Origin of the sequence: Fredinandcohnia onubensis (genome assembly GCF_002734215.1) — a bacterium.
In the GTDB taxonomy this organism is placed as follows: Bacteria; Bacillota; Bacilli; order Bacillales; family Bacillaceae_L; genus Ferdinandcohnia; species Ferdinandcohnia onubensis.
Genome location: NZ_NSEB01000007.1, coordinates 377,324 through 398,047 on the forward strand (window position 1 = coordinate 377,324; position 20,724 = coordinate 398,047).

General features: G+C 38.2%; 23 protein-coding genes and 1 tRNA gene. 12 read left to right on the forward strand and 12 right to left on the reverse strand.

What is annotated here, in order from left to right; genetic code table 11:
- Positions 1–41 precede the first annotated feature (41 nt).
- A complete protein-coding gene (gene queG / locus CKK03_RS10815; protein WP_099362587.1) occupies positions 42–1,175 on the reverse strand; it encodes a tRNA epoxyqueuosine(34) reductase QueG in 1,134 nt (377 codons plus the stop codon).
- Positions 1,176–1,275: 100 nt separating this feature from the next.
- On the opposite strand from queG, the gene CKK03_RS10820 reads away from it, so the two are divergent.
- Positions 1,276–1,941: a B3/B4 domain-containing protein gene (locus CKK03_RS10820; protein WP_099362588.1), complete on the forward strand. Its 666-nt coding sequence runs from the start codon at positions 1,276–1,278 to the stop codon at positions 1,939–1,941.
- A gap of 69 nt (positions 1,942–2,010) precedes the next feature.
- Here CKK03_RS10820 and CKK03_RS10825 read toward each other — a convergent pair.
- Positions 2,011–2,084 (reverse strand) — tRNA-Gly (locus tag CKK03_RS10825).
- 533 nt (positions 2,085–2,617) lie between these two features.
- Between CKK03_RS10825 and CKK03_RS10830 the strand changes: the two genes are divergently transcribed.
- Together CKK03_RS10830 and CKK03_RS10835 are read left to right on the forward strand one after the other, a co-directional pair.
- Positions 2,618–4,375 carry a SulP family inorganic anion transporter gene (locus CKK03_RS10830; protein ID WP_099362589.1) on the forward strand — a complete coding sequence of 586 codons (1,758 nt, stop codon included), beginning with the start codon at positions 2,618–2,620 and terminating at the stop codon, positions 4,373–4,375.
- Between the two features lie 21 nt (positions 4,376–4,396).
- Complete coding sequence (locus CKK03_RS10835; RefSeq protein ID WP_099353283.1) at positions 4,397–4,729, forward strand: ArsR/SmtB family transcription factor; 333 nt, start codon at positions 4,397–4,399, stop codon at positions 4,727–4,729.
- A 46-nt stretch (positions 4,730–4,775) separates the two neighbouring features.
- On the opposite strand, the gene CKK03_RS10840 is transcribed toward CKK03_RS10835, so the two are convergent.
- Positions 4,776–6,029, reverse strand: a complete 1,254-nt coding sequence (locus CKK03_RS10840; protein WP_245864087.1) for a S8 family peptidase — start codon at positions 6,027–6,029, stop codon at positions 4,776–4,778.
- Between the two features lie 270 nt (positions 6,030–6,299).
- The gene (locus CKK03_RS10845) at positions 6,300–6,830 is read right to left on the reverse strand and encodes a DUF6241 domain-containing protein (protein WP_099362590.1); all 531 of its coding nucleotides are present in this window, start codon (positions 6,828–6,830) and stop codon (positions 6,300–6,302) included.
- 162 nt (positions 6,831–6,992) lie between these two features.
- Here CKK03_RS10845 and CKK03_RS10850 point away from each other — a divergent pair, with 162 nt between their 5' ends.
- Positions 6,993–7,835 (forward strand): hypothetical protein, encoded by an 843-nt coding sequence (locus CKK03_RS10850; RefSeq protein ID WP_099362591.1) that lies wholly within the window; start codon positions 6,993–6,995, stop codon positions 7,833–7,835.
- A gap of 79 nt (positions 7,836–7,914) precedes the next feature.
- Here the strand turns inward: CKK03_RS10850 and aac(6') are convergent, their stop codons facing one another.
- From aac(6') to CKK03_RS10870, 4 genes are all read right to left on the reverse strand, one after another.
- Entirely contained in the window at positions 7,915–8,352 is a 438-nt protein-coding gene (gene aac(6') / locus CKK03_RS10855; protein WP_099362592.1) for an aminoglycoside 6'-N-acetyltransferase, read from the reverse strand.
- 23 nt (positions 8,353–8,375) lie between these two features.
- Entirely contained in the window at positions 8,376–9,014 is a 639-nt protein-coding gene (locus CKK03_RS10860; protein WP_099362593.1) for a vWA domain-containing protein, read from the reverse strand.
- An 83-nt stretch (positions 9,015–9,097) separates the two neighbouring features.
- The gene (locus tag CKK03_RS10865) at positions 9,098–10,111 is read right to left on the reverse strand and encodes a macro domain-containing protein (protein ID WP_099362594.1); all 1,014 of its coding nucleotides are present in this window, start codon (positions 10,109–10,111) and stop codon (positions 9,098–9,100) included.
- 50 nt (positions 10,112–10,161) lie between these two features.
- On the reverse strand, positions 10,162–10,989 hold the full coding sequence (locus tag CKK03_RS10870) for a hypothetical protein (protein ID WP_099362595.1): 828 nt from the start codon (positions 10,987–10,989) through the stop codon (positions 10,162–10,164).
- A gap of 212 nt (positions 10,990–11,201) precedes the next feature.
- Between CKK03_RS10870 and uvsE (CKK03_RS10875) the strand changes: the two genes are divergently transcribed.
- Positions 11,202–12,155 (forward strand): UV DNA damage repair endonuclease UvsE, encoded by a 954-nt coding sequence (gene uvsE / locus CKK03_RS10875; RefSeq protein ID WP_099362596.1) that lies wholly within the window; start codon positions 11,202–11,204, stop codon positions 12,153–12,155.
- Between the two features lie 57 nt (positions 12,156–12,212).
- On the forward strand, positions 12,213–13,178 hold the full coding sequence (gene uvsE, locus CKK03_RS10880; protein ID WP_099362597.1) for a UV DNA damage repair endonuclease UvsE: 966 nt from the start codon (positions 12,213–12,215) through the stop codon (positions 13,176–13,178).
- Between the two features lie 72 nt (positions 13,179–13,250).
- On the opposite strand, the gene CKK03_RS10885 is transcribed toward uvsE (CKK03_RS10880), so the two are convergent.
- Positions 13,251–13,676: a YugN family protein gene (locus CKK03_RS10885; RefSeq protein WP_099362598.1), complete on the reverse strand. Its 426-nt coding sequence runs from the start codon at positions 13,674–13,676 to the stop codon at positions 13,251–13,253.
- A 242-nt stretch (positions 13,677–13,918) separates the two neighbouring features.
- Between CKK03_RS10885 and CKK03_RS10890 the strand changes: the two genes are divergently transcribed.
- From CKK03_RS10890 to CKK03_RS10900, 4 genes are all read left to right on the forward strand, one after another.
- Positions 13,919–14,167 carry a transcriptional regulator SplA domain-containing protein gene (locus CKK03_RS10890; protein ID WP_099353271.1) on the forward strand — a complete coding sequence of 83 codons (249 nt, stop codon included), beginning with the start codon at positions 13,919–13,921 and terminating at the stop codon, positions 14,165–14,167.
- Positions 14,164–15,189 carry a spore photoproduct lyase gene (splB, locus tag CKK03_RS10895; RefSeq protein ID WP_099362599.1) on the forward strand — a complete coding sequence of 342 codons (1,026 nt, stop codon included), beginning with the start codon at positions 14,164–14,166 and terminating at the stop codon, positions 15,187–15,189. Before CKK03_RS10890 ends, splB begins: the two co-directional genes overlap by 4 nt.
- Positions 15,190–15,278: 89 nt before the next feature.
- Positions 15,279–15,425 carry a hypothetical protein gene (locus CKK03_RS23695; protein WP_180271226.1) on the forward strand — a complete coding sequence of 49 codons (147 nt, stop codon included), beginning with the start codon at positions 15,279–15,281 and terminating at the stop codon, positions 15,423–15,425.
- Between the two features lie 25 nt (positions 15,426–15,450).
- Positions 15,451–15,816 (forward strand): carboxymuconolactone decarboxylase family protein, encoded by a 366-nt coding sequence (locus CKK03_RS10900; protein WP_099362600.1) that lies wholly within the window; start codon positions 15,451–15,453, stop codon positions 15,814–15,816.
- Between the two features lie 97 nt (positions 15,817–15,913).
- Here CKK03_RS10900 and CKK03_RS10905 read toward each other — a convergent pair whose 3' ends face one another.
- The gene (locus CKK03_RS10905) at positions 15,914–16,348 is read right to left on the reverse strand and encodes a DUF2383 domain-containing protein (RefSeq protein WP_099362601.1); all 435 of its coding nucleotides are present in this window, start codon (positions 16,346–16,348) and stop codon (positions 15,914–15,916) included.
- Positions 16,349–16,487: 139 nt separating this feature from the next.
- Between CKK03_RS10905 and CKK03_RS10910 the strand changes: the two genes are divergently transcribed.
- Together CKK03_RS10910 and CKK03_RS10915 are read left to right on the forward strand one after the other, a co-directional pair.
- Positions 16,488–17,582 carry a hypothetical protein gene (locus CKK03_RS10910; RefSeq protein WP_245864088.1) on the forward strand — a complete coding sequence of 365 codons (1,095 nt, stop codon included), beginning with the start codon at positions 16,488–16,490 and terminating at the stop codon, positions 17,580–17,582.
- A 6-nt stretch (positions 17,583–17,588) separates the two neighbouring features.
- Positions 17,589–18,800 carry an amidohydrolase family protein gene (locus CKK03_RS10915; RefSeq protein WP_099362602.1) on the forward strand — a complete coding sequence of 404 codons (1,212 nt, stop codon included), beginning with the start codon at positions 17,589–17,591 and terminating at the stop codon, positions 18,798–18,800.
- 80 nt (positions 18,801–18,880) lie between these two features.
- On the opposite strand, the gene CKK03_RS10920 is transcribed toward CKK03_RS10915, so the two are convergent.
- Positions 18,881–19,876, reverse strand: coding sequence for an MsnO8 family LLM class oxidoreductase (locus CKK03_RS10920; RefSeq protein ID WP_099362603.1), 996 nt, complete (start codon positions 19,874–19,876; stop codon positions 18,881–18,883).
- A gap of 102 nt (positions 19,877–19,978) precedes the next feature.
- Positions 19,979–20,527 carry an NADPH-dependent FMN reductase gene (locus CKK03_RS10925; protein ID WP_099362604.1) on the reverse strand — a complete coding sequence of 183 codons (549 nt, stop codon included), beginning with the start codon at positions 20,525–20,527 and terminating at the stop codon, positions 19,979–19,981.
- Positions 20,528–20,724 lie beyond the last annotated feature (197 nt).

A 20,724-nucleotide genomic window follows, 5' to 3' on the forward strand; every position in this document is an offset into this window, starting at 1 on the left:
ACTATCCATGTTTTAAAAAAAGGATGCGTCATCGCATCCTTTTAGTTGATTAACATATTCAAACCTTTTTCAATTTCTTGTAGAACTTGCTCGTCCTTCTCTTTCTGACTTGCATCTTTTAAGATTTCAATTGCACTTTCGTCGCCTATTTTTCCTAATGCCCATGCAGCAGTACCCCGCAGTACCGGTCTTGGGTCTTCCTTTAAAACTTTTGTTAATTCAGGAATCGCACTGCTATCCTTAAAGTGGCCAAGTGCAATAACTGCATTTCGTTGGATTGGTTTTTTCCCTCTCCAAGACCCCGACAGTGAACCGAATGTTTCCTTAAAATCACGATTACTAATTGATAAAATCGGTTTTAACAATGGCTTAACGACCTCAGGCTCCGGCTTCATTTCCTCATGAAAATGAAAGTCAATTCCTTTGTTTTTCGGACATGCTGTCTGACAGGAATCACAGCCATACAGTCGATTTCCAATTTTCGAACGCAACTCGTCCGGTATAAAGTCTTTTGTTTGCGTTAAGAAGCTAACACATCTTTGTGCATTGATTTGTCCACCCTGCACCAAAGCGCCCGTTGGACAAGCATCAAGACATGCTCGACATGAACCACATTGATCCTCAATTGGTGAATCAGGTTTGAAAGGAATATTCGTAACCATTTCCCCTAAATATACATACGAACCGAACTCAGGTGTAATTATTGCACAGTTTTTTCCACTCCAACCGATCCCTGCTCTTTCTGCTACAGCACGGTCAGATAATTCCCCTGTATCAACCATCGATTGGAGTTTAGCATCAGGCAACTTTTCTATGATAAACGCCTCAAGCTTTTGTAACCTGTCCCGTAATATATGGTGGTAATCCTCTCCCCAAGAGGCACGTGCAAACAAACCTCGACGTTCGTTTCGTGTACTCCTTGGTGCATCCTTTAGCTTTGCTGGATAAGCCAGTGCTATCGCAATAATAGACTTCGCACCAGGTAAAAGGAGCTCTGGATTTGTTCTTTTTTCAATATCTTTTGGTTCAAATCCCGATTGATAGCCCAATTCCTGTTGACGTAATAGTCGTGATTTTAATTCTTCAAATGGCGAAGCACTCGCAAAGCCAATTTTATCGATCCCAATCGTTTTACTATAATCAATGATTTCTTGTTTAAGTTGTATAGTGTCCAAGTCTTGGAACCTCCCTTCTTAGGACTTGTAAGCCGTTCTATTTAATGAATTACTAGGATTTATGGTACACTATTTACAATAATTTTTGGAGGGATAAATGATGGAAATTAAGATTTCGCCACATTTAAAGGAACTTGTTCCTGATTTTAAAGTAGGAATTATTCAATACGATCATATCGAAGTTGGCGATTCTCCACAAATGATTCGTGGCAGATTACAGACCTTTCAAGAATCGCTTTTTTTTGATTTAGAAGACAAGCATGTAACAGATTTTCCGGGAATCGCTGAGTGGAGAGAGATTTTTAAGCAAGTTGGTACAGATCCCAATCGATATCGTCCATCTGTTGAGGCAATCTATCGTCGGATCCAAAAGCAAAACTATTTGAACTCCATACACTCCGCTGCTGACTTAAACAATTTCTTTTCGATGCAGTATGAAATACCATTAGGGATTTATGATACAAATAATATTAACGGAGATATTGAAATCCGTGTGGGACAACTGGGTGATGAGTATTTAGGGATTAATGGGAGAACCATTTCGATGGAGGATAAAATTTTATCCAGTGATGAGTCAGGAGCATTTGGAAGTCCTTATGTCGATTCCGAGAGAACTGCTGTAACAATCGAAACCAAACAGGCCATTCAAATTGTGTATCTGAAGCCATCGTTACAAAATGATAGCTGTGAAAAATTACTGACTTCACTAGGTGCAATGTTCACACAAGTACATGGTGGCTCGGCTGAATCCTTTTTAGTTATGTAAAATCTATACAAAATAAAAAAACGCAACACCTCGTTTATCTAAGAAACGAAACACTGCGTTATATATGTATGGAGCGGGTGATGAGAATCGAACTCACGACATCAGCTTGGAAGGCTGAGGTTTTACCATTAAACTACACCCGCACATTGATATTAAGTTTATGAAGTATTCAGTACGTCTTTCGGGCCTTACATGCCTCTTCCTCTGCAAGATTATTCAAGAAGTAAATGCGTCGAGGCAACTCGAAGCAAATTCATTGAAGCTTTGCTCGTGGCTGAGGTTTTACCATTAAACTACACCCGCATATAAAATTTGTATGAAGTTCGTTAATCAATTATGTGATTATTATAACAAGTTTGTAAATGAAGTGCAATAGGTTTTGTAACTTTTTGTCGAAGTTTTTTTATCGGCTGACTACCTGATTTATTATACACGCCTCATTATTATTTTGCAATAGTAATATTAAAGATATATTCATGTTATTTGCATAGTTAACGCAACGTATCATAAAATTAACCTTTATCAATATAATAATATTCCTTATGGACTGCCTGATTTCTTCTTGGCATCCTTTTTTCTTTTCATAAATTTGTTTTGACTTTATAGATTATTAGGAGTAGATTCATATGTATATTCAAATAATCAGATATTCTATTATTCAGAAGGAAGGATAAAAATGCTACATAAGTGGGCTTTTTCAGGGAGATTTAAAGGGTATTCGGTTCATTCTTTTCAAAAGGATCTTATTTCTGGCGTCGTTGTTGGGATTATAGCAATTCCTCTTGGAATGGCATTCGCGATTGCTTCAGGCGTCAAACCTGAATATGGGATTTACACAACCATCATCGCGGGTATTCTTATTTCACTCTTTGGAGGCTCCAAATACCAAATCGGGGGACCAACTGGTGCCTTTATTCCGATATTATTTGGAATTGTCGCAACCTACGGGCTTGAAAATTTATTAATTGCTGGCTTTATGGCGGGTGTCCTTCTATTCTTAATGGGTATTTTCAAACTTGGGTCTTTAATCAAATTTATTCCACGACCGGTTACCATTGGATTTACATCAGGAATCGCAATTATTATTTTTGTTGGGCAGGTACCAAATTTTCTAGGCCTCGATAAGATTGAGAAACACGAACTATTTTTAGATAATATGAGAGAGATTATTTTTCATATTCGTGAGATGAATATTTATAGCATTCTAACAGCAACGATTTGTTTAGTCGTACTGGTGTTAACTCCAAAGCTCTTTCCTAAGGTACCTGGTTCATTAATCGCTTTGCTTATTTCTACTGGTATCGCGACTATTTTTTACCCAACTCAGGTTGCTACAATTGGGTCAACATTTGGGGATATTCCTAGCAAACTACCAAGCTTTCAATTTCCTGAGATCACATTTGAACGAATCAAACATTTGATTCAACCCGCATTTGTGATTGCAATGTTAGGGGCAATTGAATCTCTTCTTTCCGCAGTTGTTGCTGACGGAATGACAAATAGTAAACATAATAGTAACCGTGAATTAGTTGGTCAGGGAATTGCTAATATGGTTACCCCATTATTTGGTGGAATTCCAGCAACTGGTGCCATTGCAAGAACGGCAACCAACATTAAAACAGGGGCTGTATCACCTTTTTCAGGTGTCATACATGGTGTCGTTGTTTTGCTTGTTTTACTTTTATTTGCACCATATGCTTCAAAAATTCCTTTAGCTAGTATGGCCCCCATTATTATGTTGGTTGCTTGGAACATGAGTGAACGCCGTGTTTTTTATCATGTGTTACAAACAAAAACGGGAGATTCTCTTGTCCTCGTTGTCACCTTTTTACTGACAGTCTTTATGAATCTAACTGTTGCGGTGCAGGTAGGCCTCATTTTAGCAGTTGTACTTTTTACTAAGCGAATGAGTGATATAATAGTAACGGAAAAAGCTTTACCAAACCCAGAATCTAAACATGAAAAAGTAGATAGTCGTGTTGTGACAGATTCACATGATTGTCCACAAATAAGCATTTATAATGTGGAAGGACCTTTGTTTTTCGGAGCTGCTCAGGCTTTTGAACAACAAATTATGAATTCAATTAATTACAAACCAAAGGTTCTTCTCCTACGATTAAGTAGGGTACCTTTCATGGATACAACAGGAGAAGGGCGATTGGCTAGTATTGTTCAGGATTTTTCAAAGCAAGGTATTGTTTTAATTTCAGGAATCAAACCACAACCAAAAAGCGTTCTTCATAAAACAGGTTTATATGAGGTAATCGGAGAGGAAAACTTTTTTGAGCATACAGGCGATGCCATTGATTATGCCCTTACCCAGATTAACAACAATAAATGTTTGGGTTGCAGACACTTTGCTTTTAAAGAATGTCAGGCTCTCTCCGGAGTCCAGGAAAAAGTAGTGAAAAACAGAGGTATTTCAATGAGTTAATGTAGAAAGTGAGGTAAGGTAGTGAATCTAGAAATGCAGCAATTCAAGGCTGACTTTTTTAAAGCTCTCGCACATCCATTGCGGATTCGTATCCTAGAGCTTCTTGCTGAGGGAGATAAAAATGTGAATGAAATACAAACCCTTATTGGAAGTGAAGGGTCAGCCGTGTCCCAGCAACTAACTGTACTCCGTGCTAAAAATATTGTCTATGGAACGAAAGACGGCAATCGCGTCATATACTCACTAAGAGACCCAATGATTGTTGAACTTCTCTCAGTGGCAAAACAAATTTTTAATAATCATCTTGTTGATACCATTTCCCTACTTGATAAAATCGGGGAAAATGAAAACTAATAGAAACGGCTAAAATGATTGCAACCATTTTAGCCGTTTTTTTACTTTACTTAACTACTGGGAATCCGAATCCAGAAGCGATGTCATCACCATTTCCGGCATATTGTCCAGCAGTGATATCGTTACCCTTTGCACGGTTTTGCAACTCAGTTCTTAATTGTAGGTTTGTCATACTTGGATTTTCCGCCCATATTTTTGCTGCAAGACCTGAAATATGAGGTGTTGCCATTGATGTGCCGCTGATTGTGTTGTACGTACCGTCACTCCAAGTTGATTCAATTGCACGACCTGGTGCTGATAGTTCAACATCTCCTTCTCCAATCACAAAATCACCAACTGTTGTTGGATTTCCTCTAGAAGAAAAATCGGCAACACGGTAAGAACCATTCTGCAACACGTTCTCTAATGCAGCTACTGCAATTGCATTTTGAAGTCCACCAGGGTATTCAATCGTATTCGGTGCTGGACCACTATTGCCAGCCGCTGCGACGACTAATGCTCCATTATTGACTGCATACGTAACAGCATCGGCAATTAATGAGCTTTTCCCGCTCGATCCTAATGACATTGAAATAACGACTTTGACTCCGTTTTTCTTTCCTTCATCGGCTGCATGGCGAATGGCTGCAGCGATATCATCTGCATATCCAGAGCCACTATTTCCTAATACTCGATATGCCCATAGCTTTGCATCAGGTGCGACACCATAAATTCCATTTCCATTGCCGCCATTGGCTAAAACAGTTCCGGCTACATGCGTTCCATGACCATTTTTATCGTCACATGAATTATTAATGATTGGAGATTTTCTTTGGCTAAAATCCTTGCATTGCTCAACATTGGCTTGTAAATCAGGATGACTTATATTTGTACCCGTATCCAATACCGCTACTCTAATATTGTCCCCACCATCTGTAGCGGCAATTTGTGGGTCATTATAGATTGATTCAATTCCCCATGGAGTGCGATCAGAAGGTACCACTTCTCCTCCCGCTTTTGGTTTTGCAGCAATTGAAACTTGATCAACAAGCTCTATCTTTACATTTTTATTTTTTAATAAGGCGTTGTACTGTTTTTCATTAACCGTTGTTGAAAAGCCTTTGGATTCAAAATCCCATCGTGCACCATAAGTAGATTTTAGTTCTGATTTATCATTTTTATTGAGTGGTTGGATTAAAACGCGCAATTCATTGTTCGAGGACTCGTTCTGTTGGGGAGCAGCAAACACTCCAATAGCTAAAAGAGAATAAAACATAACCGCAATAATGAAAACTGACAGTAGCTTTGAAATTGATTTCAAGAACATCCCTCATTTCTTTAATATGTAGATAATGGATGGAATCAGTTTCAATAATCTTGGGTTAAATTGAAGTTGGATAAACTAGAAGGAAAATTGGCAGGAAGAATAACAACCTTTAACTTTACACCACCTTTTCTTTTATTGAATATTCCGCCTCTCAATTATAATTGAAAGCCCTATCATCTTCATTAGTTCAAAAGAACGTTTTTATCGTAAGCGACAGGGAAAATAAGACTAATTTAAAAAGGCTAGTTCATAATGAACTAACCTTTAATCTGGTAAAAATTCATCACCAAAATTATTGATGATAAATCTTTTTTCTTCAGCTTCATTCATTAAACCATATGCTTTTCCAATTGATCCGTTTTGATAGTCCCAAAAATAATTATGATCATCATCGGCTCTACTGAAATCACCATTTTTCCATCGTTCCGCAATTGCTAAGAGCTCTTCTTTTCTAGCAAAATCACTTTTGGAAATGATATCATATATCTCATTAATGGTATCTGGAATCATCGGAGTTGCCCCCCATTTATCATCGGCTTTTACCTTTTGATGGGTCATATGATGCATCACTTCAATTACTTCATGCTCATCCGGTGTTTGGCTTATTTTCAGATCATATGTGATGCCGCCAATTTTCTTAGTCTGTTCCTTAAACTCATTCACATTACTGGATTCCTGCTTTGATGAAGAGCCTGCTTTTTGATTCTCACCACTGTCGAACATATTAAAAACACTGAACATCAAACCAACTGAAACGGCTATTAAAACCAAAAAACCTATTATCCAGAATTTCATCATTTCCCCCTCTAAAAAACCACATTCTTACTTTTAAGTATTATGTATCCATATCCAATATTAGCATAAAATAAATAGTTAAATGACATATAAGCTTAAGTGAAGTATTAGATTCAAAAAAATAGGTGAAAATACCTATAAACAAGTCGGAGGTTATTTTGATTGAGTCTTGGAGCGTGGGCTTATCTACTTTTATTTCTTTCAGGATTAACAGTATTAGTTTTTTCATATTGGAAAATTAGGTCTAGTCGTGCTTTTATCCTTTATTTTACTGTCACTGGTACTACCCTTTTATTTGATTACTTCGTTTATCTTTGGGGTAAAGCTTATGTTTATAAAGTTGGTGTGTTAGACCATGAATTAGATTCACATTTAGGTGCAATGGTTAATGGTCTTGTGCTTCCTTCGTTTGCAGTCTTATTTGTCGTTTTAAGGTGTAAGTGGTACTGGAGCATTCCGTTGGCTCTATTTTTCACCCTTATTGAACTCATTTTTACTAATTGGGGAATATTTGAAACGAATTGGTGGAGCCCCTGGTATACTGTTGCTGGTTTAGTTATTTATTTTCCTATTGCAAGACTTTGGTGGGTACATTTAAAAAGGAAATGGATTCACTTTGGAACATTACTATTATCGTTTTATGGTCTATTTATCCCTCTACATTTTCTGCTCCACGCAGTTATTGATATAAGAACCTACCATATTGAATGGTTGGACCAAATACATCGGAGTAGTTCTGCCATTACAACAGTCACTGGTCTCGTTTTTGCCATTTTACTTGCTTTTTTAAGCATTGTTAATGCAAGAAATGGCTGGTATTTTATTATTATTGTTTGCTATATTGCTTATGATATAGTGTTGAAAATGACCGGTGTTGTTAAGGCTGAACATACGGTTCTAGATTATGCATTAAGCTTTCTTACCTTCTTCCTTGGATATCTATTTGTAAGGTATGCAGATAGAAAAATCAAAAACCTTGTAAATGATGTATCTATTAGGATTTGAACCGATATTACATTGGAAGAAGGAATAATAAATGTAGAATTCGCCTGTTCCCGGATTAAAGCGGTGGACAGGCATATTTTTAAAGTTTTTTAGTTAAACATATAATTCGATTCGCTTCTTGAAATCCATTTCTTAAATGAAAATTCAAGCTTACATTATTCTCAAGTTCAACGTCACTTGCAAATTCTTTACACCCTTTACTCGTTGCCCATTTTTCACAAGCCGATAAAAGCTGTTTAGCAACACCTATCTTCCTGTATTCTTCTTTTACAAAAATACCTTCAAGATATCCTACAGGGCTGCTTTCAGTTCCCTCAACATAATCCATTCGTAATTGACATTGAGCAAAACCAATGGCAACATTCTCTGCCTTAGCTAAAAAAATGATCGCTTTTTGGTCAAGAATTAGCTCAGAAAACTCACTGGTTAGTTCGTTTTCTACATTATCTGGCCATAACAGCAATGCAAGTTTCGTAATAGCTTTTACATCATTCTCAGTAGCCTTTACTATTTCCATAAATTCCTCCTAAATCGCTTCTTCTATCTTGAACGTCGGCTATAATCACGTTCGATTTCTTCCTTCCAGCTTCGGTCTATTTTTTTCCCGCTTCGCAAGTTTGTGACGGCCTCACTTACCATTTGATAGTTCAATTGTGTTCCTTGTTCGTCAGCATGGTAGTCTACCGCAAAATCCTCATCAATTCCAAACTGTGATGCAGTTGAAACCGCATCAATATTCGCACCTAAAAACATGAATTCCCATCCATATTTCTGTTTTTGGTCTTGAACCATTTTTTTGATTTTATCTGCTGTAAATTCATGGCTTGCATTTTCCATTCCATCTGTTGTAATAACAAATAGTACTTTTTCAGCTCGTTCATTTTTGCTCGTGTGTTTTTGAACATTGTTTATTTTTTGGATTGTAAAACCGATTGCATCTAATAATGCAGTGGTACCACTAACCTCGTAATCTTTTTCGGTGATTGGTGAAATTCCCTTCACATTGATTCGGTCATGCAATAATTCATAATGGTGATTAAATAAGACTGTGGTGACAAAAGCTTCTCCTTCTGCCTTCTTTTGTTTCTTTAGCATTGAATTGTAACCACCAATTGTATCAGCTTCAAGTCCTGCCATTGATCCACTCTTATCTAAAATAAACACTAATTCGGTTTTCATCACGTTATCCTCCGTTCAAATTTGATTACATCGTAAGGATAACAAGATTAGGAACAGTGTTGGTCGCTTCAAAAGCGACATTTTTAAGCACCTAATAACGGCTGGTCGAACATAAATAAAGCTTCATTAATTTCATGAATATTATATTTTGCTTGTTTAATAAAGAATTCAATGATAACGTCAAATTTGCTGCTATGGGTCAATGTGTAACCAGCAGCAGACAATAAATGAATGGTTTCATCAACATCTAATTGTAATGCGATCGCAAAGGCAATCGCTGTTTTCTTTTTAGGGGTGTAGCCTTCATCTTTGCGAATCTTGGAGAACAATCGACGATCAATATTTGCTCGCTTATAAGTTTCGGCATCAGTCAATCCTCGTTCATCAATTAAACGAAGGAGTCTTTCGGAAAATGATTCATCTAATTGGTTGACGATATCAGCTAAACTGCTATCAACCTGAAGGCTTTCTTCGATTTCGTAGAGTTCGAATTCGTCTGTTTCCTCAATTGGTTCGGCATTATAAAGTTCAATGTTTCTAGCACGGCTAAAGGTCGTTTCTATTTCATCTACATAGTGTTCGTCTATATACTGGTTTATGGAAGCAAACAACTTTTTACTAACACCAAAAGATGCTTTATCAAAAACGACTAGATAGACAACCATCTCATTGTCCATCAAATATGAGCTAACCGTCGATACCGCGATTTGTAGAGCTTCTTCTTTTGGGTAACCATAGATACCTGTTGATATCAGTGGAAACGCGACGGATTTGCATTTATGCTGACTAGCAAGCTCTAATGATTGTGTATAAGAGGATTGTAAGAGCTTGGCCTCATTCTTAGAACCCCCCTGCCAAATCGGCCCAGGAGTATGAATGATATATTTTGCTGGCAAATTAAAAGCATCGGTGATAACTGCATGTCCTACTGGGCATTCACCCATTTTATCACAAGCAGCTTGGAGTTCATCAGCACCCGCAGCATTAAATATTGCTCCACACACACCTCCACCCATCTTCAGCTCTGTGTTCGCAGCATTTACTATCGCATCGACCTTCATCCTCGTAATATCATTCCGAACAATCTCCAACGGCATGACTGATTACTCCTTTCTCTTGGGACAAAAAGGACAGGTTCTCTGTCCCGTTAATAGATTTCTTTTTCAAAGCGATCTCCGTTACTATATTCGACTTTCATCACTAGTCTGATATTTTCATACTGTTCAACTTGATGGATGTTGAAAAAACGTTCACTAAAATCTGGTGAGTTTTCTTTGACCATGTCCAATTCTTCTTCTCCGATTAAGGTATCTCCCTTATATTTTAAGAGGGTTGCTTTTTCTACATATACTGATTTTTCATCAACTTGATAATTGATCAACGTTATATCTAATTTAGATTTAAAAATATGAACATCTGTCTGGATAATTCCGTAAAAACTCGATCTCAAATCCCCTAAAAATTCATTCTGAAGTTCACTGCTTTTTACCATATCATCATAAGAAACCGTTACATAAAAATGAATTCCATCATTCCCATCGAGGGCTTCTTTTTCTGATGCCTCTTCACTGTGATAGGAATCTGAAGTAATCAGGCCGACATGCCATTGCGGCTCCTTATCAAATCTAAAAGGCACTTTTACCTGGAAAAGACCATTTTGGATTTCATTTGCAGGAAGAGCTTGATATTCCTCACTCTCACCAAATGCATAATGAAACACAACCTCTGAATTTTTTTGTAACTCCTTGACCTGCCAATTAAAAATGGCATTCGCTTGGCCATTTGTTACTGCATTGTTATCAATATCCATCGTAATCCTACTAATCCAGCTCTGATCATTTTTAAATTCTTCTAAAGCACTGTACACTTGTGTTGCCTGACCATCAATACTAGAGGTAATATCATGTTGAAAGTTAGAAATATTGCTTACCTGCCCCTCAAGCTGATTCACTTTCGAAACTAACGTAAAATTCATCACCAAACTCCCCACCAAAGCCAGTACTACAAAAATCCTAAAATTTCTCTCGATCCCCATCATCTCCCCATAAAAAATAGAAACTTCCGCATAATAACATCATATTCTCCTTACATTAAATATAACAAAATTCTGGGACATAGGGACAGGTTCCTTGTCCCGCTGCAAATAAAAAAAGGGACTGGGGAGCCCCGTTCCAAAAGAGGGTAAAAATGAAAATTCGTTTTGGTTATGTGGCAAATGCTTTAGGTTTATGGGATTCAAGTCCTTCAAAATCATTAACTTTCACACGGTATGCAGCACTACCTAAAGATGAACGTATGGAAAAGCTAAAATTTGTGACCGCACAGAATTTACTTCATACAAAGAGAATTCTGCATTATAATATCGCACATGAAATTGAGGTTTACCGACTTTCAAGCTCACTTGTCCCCTTGGCCACCCACCCTGAGGTCATGTGGGATTTCATCACTCCCTTTAAGAATGAATGGGATGAGCTTGGGCGACTTATCCAACAATTTAATATGAGGGTAAGCTTTCACCCGAATCAGTTCACCCTGTTTACAAGTCCAAGAGAAGAAGTCACGACGAACGCTGTAAGCGATATGGAATTTCATTTCAAGATGCTTAAAGCATTGAATGCACTTGACAAAGGAGTCCTTAATATACACATTGGTGGTGCGTATGGAGATAAGGAAACATCATTATCACGTTTTCATCAAAACCTTAAACAACTACCAAATGAAATAAAAAATCAAATGACACTTGAAAATGATGATAAAACCTATGATGTAGAAGAAACACTGCTTACTTGTGAAAAAGAAAACATTCCAATGGTTCTCGATTACCATCACTATATGGCAAATAAGGGAGACGTTGACCTCCCTCTTTATTTGGAACGCATTTTCAATACTTGGAATGATAGGCCTACTATACCAAAGGTGCATATTTCATCACCCAAATCTGATAAAGCCTACCGTTCACATGCTGATTTTGTGTCACTAGATTTTATTATGCCTTTTTTAAAAATGGCTAAGGAGTTTGATGAAGACTTCGATATCATGATTGAAGCAAAGCAAAAAAACCTTGCCATGCACAAACTCGTTGAAGAAATATCGAAAATCAGAGGAGTAAAGCGAACATCTAGTTCAACAGTGGAGTGGTAGGGACAAAGGTCCCTTGTCTCACTAGTAATCGTTAATAATAATGTGAGGTGAATGATGATGACAAAGGTACGTCTCGGTTACGTGGCAATGAGTACGGAACTTAAAAATGCTTCCCCTTCTAAAACAATGACATTTGCCCAATTTCAAAAAATAGAGGACCGAGAGGCAGCGATTCGCAAATTAGAGCGAATTGCCCTTTCCAATTTACATAATACACTAAGACTACTAAAGCATAATGCGGCATCTGACATTCATTTTTACCGACTTACTTCTCGACTCATTCCTTTAGCCAATCATGAAGAGCTTCTTGATTGGAATTATATGAAACCATTAAAGGCAAGCCTTCGTGAAATTGGAGAATTTGTGAAGGAACATGAGATCCGGGTGGATTTTCATCCAGATCACTTTGTGTTGATCAATTCTCCTCAAGTGGACATTCTTAAAAACTCAGTGCGCACCCTAAAGCTTCACTATCTTCTTTTAAGAGCTATGAGGCTAGATCCCACTCACCGCTGTGTCATGCATGTCGGAGGCAACTATAAAGAAACGGATGTTTCACTAGAACGATTTGTTACCAATTGGATGGATGTCCCGGCAAAAATTCAAAAGATGATCATACTTGAAAATGATGATACATCGTTTACTCTAGAAGATACCCTGTACTTATGTGAAAAACTAAATATTCCGCTCGTATTTGATTATCATCACCATCTCGCCCACCATGAGAATCCTAATTGGGAAATCCATTGGGAGAGGGTTGTCCAAACGTGGAAGCATTCACCTCTTCCGATCAAAATGCATATTTCAAGTCCAAAAAGCAAAGAAGCGTTTCGTCATCATTCAGACTTCGTCGATAGTGAGATGTTCTTTACATTTTTAAAAGAAATAAAAGGCAGTGTACCACAAATCGACTGCATGATCGAAGCAAAGAAAAAAGATGTTGCACTCTTTCAACTAATGAAAGAAATCAAAACGAGGGATGATGTAGAAATAATCGACGGCTCTTCCTTTTATTTAAAATAAGTGGATCACAGGGAAGGTCCATTGTCCCAAAATAAAAAAATGGGACAGGTAATAACCTGTCCCTCCGTCCCATTAGGATACTAAGTCTCTCATGGAATTGTATATGCGTTCTACCACTTCTACACCAGCTTGTTCCCATCTGCTTTTATCGGATATACGCCCATCCTTATCCAGTGGCTCTTGGAATTGGTCAAGTCCCGTCGTTGCAGTGACAAATGAGTTTTCGTCATGGTCAAGACCAAAATTCACAATATGCTTTATGACATATGGTGTACCAAATTGAATTTGGGTACTCGAATGATCAAGCATCCCTTCCACAACGAAAAAAGGAACCCGTAAATAAATCGTTTCTCCATTTTCACGCGATAATACAGCATCAAACTTTCCTTGATCATATTCAAAATTACTACAAAAACTGCAGCCATGGGAATCAAATATATCTCGGACTGCGCCAAAGTTTGCTGTTTTCCCATCGATTACTGAATTTAATGCAATCACACTTATTCACCTCTACTAATCATAGTTACTATTGGTAGTATTTTCAAAATGGTAAAGGAACATACATGGTTGTATGAAACCTCTTCTTTTTCCATAATCCAACAGACATAACTTAGGGAATGAATAGCAAAAATGAGTAAAAAGGATTCATCCTTTTTATTGGGACACATGTACAAATTCGTTGTCCCAGCTAATACAAATTTCGGGACGAAGGACCTCTGTCCCACTGTAAAGGTGATGTCATGGAACAAATGTATCAGGCTGGAGATGTTGTTTATGTATTTTATCGAAATCCCCATACTCAAGATGTAGCTAATATCCAAGCGGCAGCTGTAGTGAATCACCCTGAGAGGCCAAATGAGCTAGCCCTATTTCTGTATGAAACATATTATCCATTATCAAATGAGGTTGCTGTTTATTCCACAGAAGAGGAAGCAAACCAAGCCTATCAGTATTACTATGGGGATGTTTCAGAAGGGACATTCGAATGAAGCCATTTAATCCAAAACTCATTTATTTTGAACCGAAAGCATTAGATTATCCGTTAGGAAAACAGCTTCTTGAAAAATTTGAAAAGATGGATGTTGAGATTCGATATACCACATCACACAATCAGGTAAGAAACTTACCAGGTGATAACGACTTCCAAAAATACCGAGTCGCTAAATCAACACTTGTAGTGGGGATTAGGAAAACACTTAAATTTGACACCTCAAAGCCTTCAGCAGAATATGCAATTCCATTTGCAACAGGCTGTATGGGGCATTGCCATTATTGTTACCTGCAAACAACGATGGGATCGAAGCCATATATTCGTACATATGTAAATGTCGACGAAATTTTAGAAGCTGCTGATCAATATATGGCGGAGCGCGCACCTGAAATAACAAGGTTTGAAGCATCTTGTACATCGGACATTGTAGGGATTGATCATTTAACACATACTCTAAAAAGAGCGATTGAACATTTTGGTGAATCAGAATTCGGTAAATTACGGTTTGTGACAAAGTTTCATCATGTCGATCATTTATTAGATGCCAAACACAACGGCAAAACTAGGTTCCGCTTTAGTATGAATGCTGATTATATTGTAAAGAACTTTGAACCTGGAACATCCCCATTAGAAAAAAGAATCGAGGCTGCAGGTAAAGTTGCGAGGGCTGGTTATCCTCTTGGGTTTATCATAGCTCCTATCTACCTCCATGAAGGTTGGGAAGATGGATACTATAAGATGTTCGAGCGTTTAGAGGCAGAGTTACCGCCAGAAGCCAAAAAGGACTTAACTTTTGAGTTTATTCAACACCGATTTACCAAGCCAGCAAAAAGGGTCATCGAAAAAAATTACCCAATGACTAAATTGGAATTAGATGAAGAAAAAAGAAGGTATAAGTGGGGTAAATACGGGATCGGGAAATACATCTATCAGAAGGATGAAGAAGAGGATATCAAAAAACACCTCTATTCGTATATGGAAAAATTTTTCCCAAACGCAAAACTAGAATACTTCACATAAATCAAGGTAACAATACCGTTGGACAAGGTATCCTTGTCAGGGACACAGGGACAGGTCCCTCGTCCCAAAAAAATGCAGAGGTGAAAATGATGGCAAAGCAAAAAGGAAATAACAACGCGAAACAACAAAGAAATAGTGATGTTGGTTCAGGATCAAGATACCATGAAAAACACGCAAGCCATGTTCCAGATTATGGTGCTAATAGCATGGATCCAAATGCAAAGGGATACAAATAAGCTTTAGAAAAGAGGAATCAATAGTATGGATTTTGAAGCTAGAAATTCAACGGAGGCTGCCCTCCTTGATTACAAGACCGGTATTGGTACTTTCACTAAAAAAATGCCAAAGCTTGCTGAGTTATATAATGCTTTTACAGAAGAATGCTTTAAAGAGGGCGTTTTATCTCAAAAACAAAAACAACTTATTGCTTTAGGAATAAGTCTGTATTCACAAGATGAATATTGTATCATTTACCATACAAAAGGCTGTTTAGATCAAGGTTGTTCTGAAGAGGAAATTCTCGAAGCTGTCGGTGTAACTGCGGCGTTTGGTGGAGGGGCAGCCATGAGCCAAGCTGTTACACTTGTTCAGGAGAGTATGGAAGAATTGAACCAATTAAAACAATAAACCTTTTAACCCAAAGACAGTTCTCCTCAAGGCTGTCTTTTTTTCACTAAAAAACACACCCTTATGTGTTAATGAGTGTGTCATACATTAATAGGGTTCATCTATTAAGTAAGATTTTAATCTCTTCTGCATGTCTGCGACTTGAATCGATGACCTCTTCAGCTATTTTCCTGCTTTCTGGATCAAGATCTCCCTTAACAAGCTCTTCTGAATACTCAACACCATATTTATCTAGCCCTTTTATCGCATCCTTCATAATCCCCTCCGGATCGTTGGAAAGCATCATTTTGTGCATGGAACTGTGGATTCTTCCGGATAAACCCTCGTTATCTGCAGGCACTCCATTTAAATTCTGAATCCTTTCTGCGATTTTTTGAGCATTTTTCTTGGTCTCTTGTTGCATCGCTTGGAACCTCTGTCTTAACCCAGGTTCGTCAAGATTTTGAATGTGATGTTCAAAGGCACGAATCCCCATATAACATCCTCTCAATAAAGTGTTAAGTTCCTCAATCACGATTTCGTTATTATTCATATTCACACACTTTTCCTTTTTCCCTTATTATGAGGGATTTAAAAGAAATTATGCATGTAAAGGAAACCACTATACAGGCACCTATCCTTATTTTAGACATAAATTGAATTATGATAAATATATGTCTGGAGGACTCAATATGGAGAAGAACAAAACACCACAATCCATGCCAAAAACAACAAGAGCAAATTGGCATATGTGGGAAATTATCGGGGTTATTTTAGTTTTTGGTTTACTGCTTCTTTTATTAATTTCTCCTAACTCTATGTCTACGCTTTTTGATACCATCATTCAAGAAGTAAAACCAGTTGTTGTAGATATTTTCCTCACAAGTGAAATTGGCATCGCTATTATTGTGAGCGTTATCATTGGTAGAATACTAGAACGATTAGGTTTTACAGACGGGTTAATTCGGATTTTTGTCCCCATTATGAGGTGGTTTAAAATCAATCCTTCAGTCATCATCCCAAGTGTGTACAATATTCTCGGTGATATAAATGCAGCTGGAAAAATTTCTGGACCGATTTTAGTAAAGGCAAACGCTACAAAGGCTGAACAAAAAATTGCCGTTGCGACAATGATTCAGTCCCCCCAATCCTTTGCTACTTTTGTACTTGGACTGATTGCTCTTTCCGTTTTTGGAATTAATGCTTTTCCATTAGTACTATTATCTATTTTCGTTCCAATTGTTATTGTTCCATTCCTGCTATCAAGAACGATTTACCGAGACACAAAAAAAGTAGAACTTACCGAATTACCTCGTTTTACGCCCAACACACGTTTTTTAAACACGATCTTTGCATCAGCTAAAGAAGGAGCAGAACTTCTCTTTCTTATTATCATCCCTGCGGTAGCTACAGTATTCTTTTTCATCGGCGTATTAAAATTTGCGGGTGTCTGGAGCTTCATTGAATCAGGTCTTTCTTCTAGTCTAACGTTTCTCAGTATCGAACCTGCTACTGGAATTGTCTCGGTACTTGCTGCACCAACATTGGCAGTTGCCCAACTTGCTGACCTTGCTACAACCATTGATCCTCGATTAATTGTTGGTTCATTTGTTCTTGCCAATTCAGGTTTGCCGTTATCTGTCATTTTTGGCCAAGTGCCTGTCACTTGGGCTGAAACCTCAGACCTTACAGAAAGAGAAGTACTTGGAGCAGCCGTAATTGGACTGATTATCCGCATTGCCACAGCCTGTGTGCTTGGCTACTGGCTAACTCCATTTTTGGTGTGATGATAGATGAAATATATTATTCGCTGCAAAAAACTCATTACAGTTTCGGAAGAGGGAACGATTGATAACGGTGGAATGTTGGTCGAAAACGGATTAGTTAAAGTGGTGGGTACATGGAATGATTTACAAACTCAATACCCTGATATTGAGGTGGTTGATTGCTCGCAGCATGTGATTACACCATCACTTGTTGACTGTCATACCCATTTACTTGAGTTTGCGCCAACCTCGCTTTATCCGGTAACTCCTGAGACCCATCTTATTGCCGGAAAAGGGATTCTTTTTAAGGCTTTATCCTTTGGAATCACAGCATTAGGTGAGCAAATATGTGGTCATCCCCTATGTAAATTTTCTATAAGTGATTATCGTGAAGCAGTGGCTGGTTTTCCAATGGATATCTCGTTTGCAACGACAAGCATCTCCATTGGCTTTGAGAAACTTGCTCACTTCACATCGATTACCGAATCAACGGCTGTTACACAGGATGACTTAACTTCATCTACTCTTGTAAAAAAAATAGCCGAAAACAGTGACTATCCCGGTGAAAATATATTTGTTAATGCCACCCCAGCTAATTTTACGGAGGATGTGGTACCAAGAGCCGGCGAAATCATTTATACACGCCGTCAACTGCAGGAACTTGTCTCTATTTTTCATGAAACAGGTAAAGACATTGGTTGCCATGTTGCGGGTAAAGAAGGAATTGAGCTGACCCTTGAAGCAGGGTTTGATGTCTTGCATCATGCCCACGGGATTACGGATGAGCAGATCAATCAAGTAGCTGAAAGAGGAATACAGATTGTCGCTACTCCAATGGGCGGAACACATCTACCACCCAACTCTCCTGAGGAAATTATGAAGTTGGTGCAGAAACAGATTACTGTTTCTATTTCAACAGATGCATACTTGCCACCTTATCCTGGGGTTCCATGGCTGCCATTTCAGGATCGCTCTTTAAAAGGCCCAGATTCTTTGATGCTTATCGCCGGGCCAGCTATGAAACTGTTAAAGGATAGCTACAATGAGAACGACATTCTTGCATTATTAACCGCAAATCCAGCTAGGATTCTAGGAAAACAAAAACAATTTGGTAAGTTAAAACCAGGACTTGAAGCCAATTTCCTAGTTGCTGAGGGCATACCAGGTTTGGAAATAACAGATGTAGAACAAATTAAAAAAGTCTATTATAAAGGTGTAAAAGTGATTGAACGAGATTGATTAAGACGAAAAATGGTGGGACACAGGGACAGGTCCCTTGTCCCTGTAAAAATATGGTGGAACAAGGGTCCTCTGTCTAATTATAATAATTCCTTAGCCAGTAATCTGTATACATTCAGTCGCTTTTCTTGTGAATGAGGGATGCTACAAATCATTGCTTCGTCAAAGCCATATTCCTGCTGCTCTTGACGAAGTTTTTCAGCAATTGCTTTAGCTGATCCAACTAAGTGAAGTTTTTTGCGATTTTCTTGTATGGTCGTCCATTCTACTTCAGTTAACGGATAGTCTTGTGCTTCCTCTGGAGTTAACACCTGTCCAAGCTTACCTCTCATCAGCCATAGACGCGCAATGTCATGTGGCAATGCTTCAAACTCAGCTTCCTCCTCTGTTTCAGCAACGGTCACCATATAGGAAACTGTAATTTCTGGCTTTTCCATAAAGACAGTTGGCTTAAATTCATCTTTATATAAGTCTAGAATATCCTTTGTTATTTCCCCGCTAAAAAATTGTGCAAAGGAATAACCAACACCCATCCTTCCTGCCATGACAGCACTGTTTCCAGTTGAACCTAATAACCATGCTTCAGGCAGTACAACTTGAGACGGGGTTGCGATTGTATTTTTATAGAGTGGATGGTCAGGTACTTCGTCTTTAATCATTTGTAATGCTAGGTCGAATTTTTCGTACATATTATTTACCATTGGTTGGCGGCCTTCAGATAAGGCATAGATTGCGTATTGGTCCCCACCTGGTGCACGTCCAACTCCAAAATCAATTCTACCTGGAGAATATGAACTTAGTGTTTTGAACACTTCAGCAAGCTTTAGCGGTGAGTAATGCATCATCATGACTCCACCTGTTCCAATTCGAATCTGCTTTGTTTTCGCCGCCAAATGTGCAACAGAAATCTCAGGAGCAGAACTCGCATACGAGCCGGTTCCGTGATGCTCAGCCATCCACATCCGATGGTACCCTAATTCATCAGCCAAGATTGCAAGCTCCTCGGCTTTTTTCAATGCATCCGCAGGAGAATTTCCTTTTGTAATCGGGGCTTGGTCAAGAACACTTAATCTCATTTTTTGAATTCTCCTCTCTATGTTGTGGTAACGAGGGACCTGTCCCTCTGTCCCTAAAAATAAAGTGCCAGCATCCTTAATGGGGCTCGCACTTCTTATGTTTTAGTTTGTTTTTGTGAAATCGACAAATGCTTCAATTTTACTATCTAAGAAGCTTAGTGTTGATTCGTCAACGAATTGTCCAGTTTGTTCATCAACTTTTTGATGTACTGTGTTTATTAGGATTTCATTAGCTCCTGGAGGTAGAATATTTGCCTGGATACCTGGGGCTACTAAAATATCACGTAAATGTAATTGGGCTCGAATCGTTCCCATCATCCCTGGAGTAGCTCCAAGCGTCATAACAGGTTTGCCAATGAATACTTGCTCCACGCGTGAAGTCCAATCTAAGGCATTTTTTAATACACCAGGAATCGACCAGTTGTACTCAGGTGTAATAATAATAACACCGTCAGCATTGGCAATGGCCGCTTTAAAATCCTTTACAACCTGTGGCGGATCTAATTCATCATCTTGATTAAAATGAGGCAAAGCACCGATATCTGGGATTTGCATGTTCAGTTTGTCCTTATATCGTTCTTGCATGGTTTTAGCGACTTGCATATTAAACGAATTTTTTCTCAAGCTTCCTACGAGTGTTACGATGTTCATTCCTTTTACCTCCCAAGAATTAAAAACATTAACACTTTCACATTATAGTAATTTGTTCCATTTTTCAAACAGATTGCTCATTCTACTAAGAAGGAGGTTCTACGTTCTAGATATGGTGGGACGATGAACCTGTGAACTATAACCCGAATAATGGACAATTTTAGAATAGGGACATTATTCGGGTTTTCTTATATTAA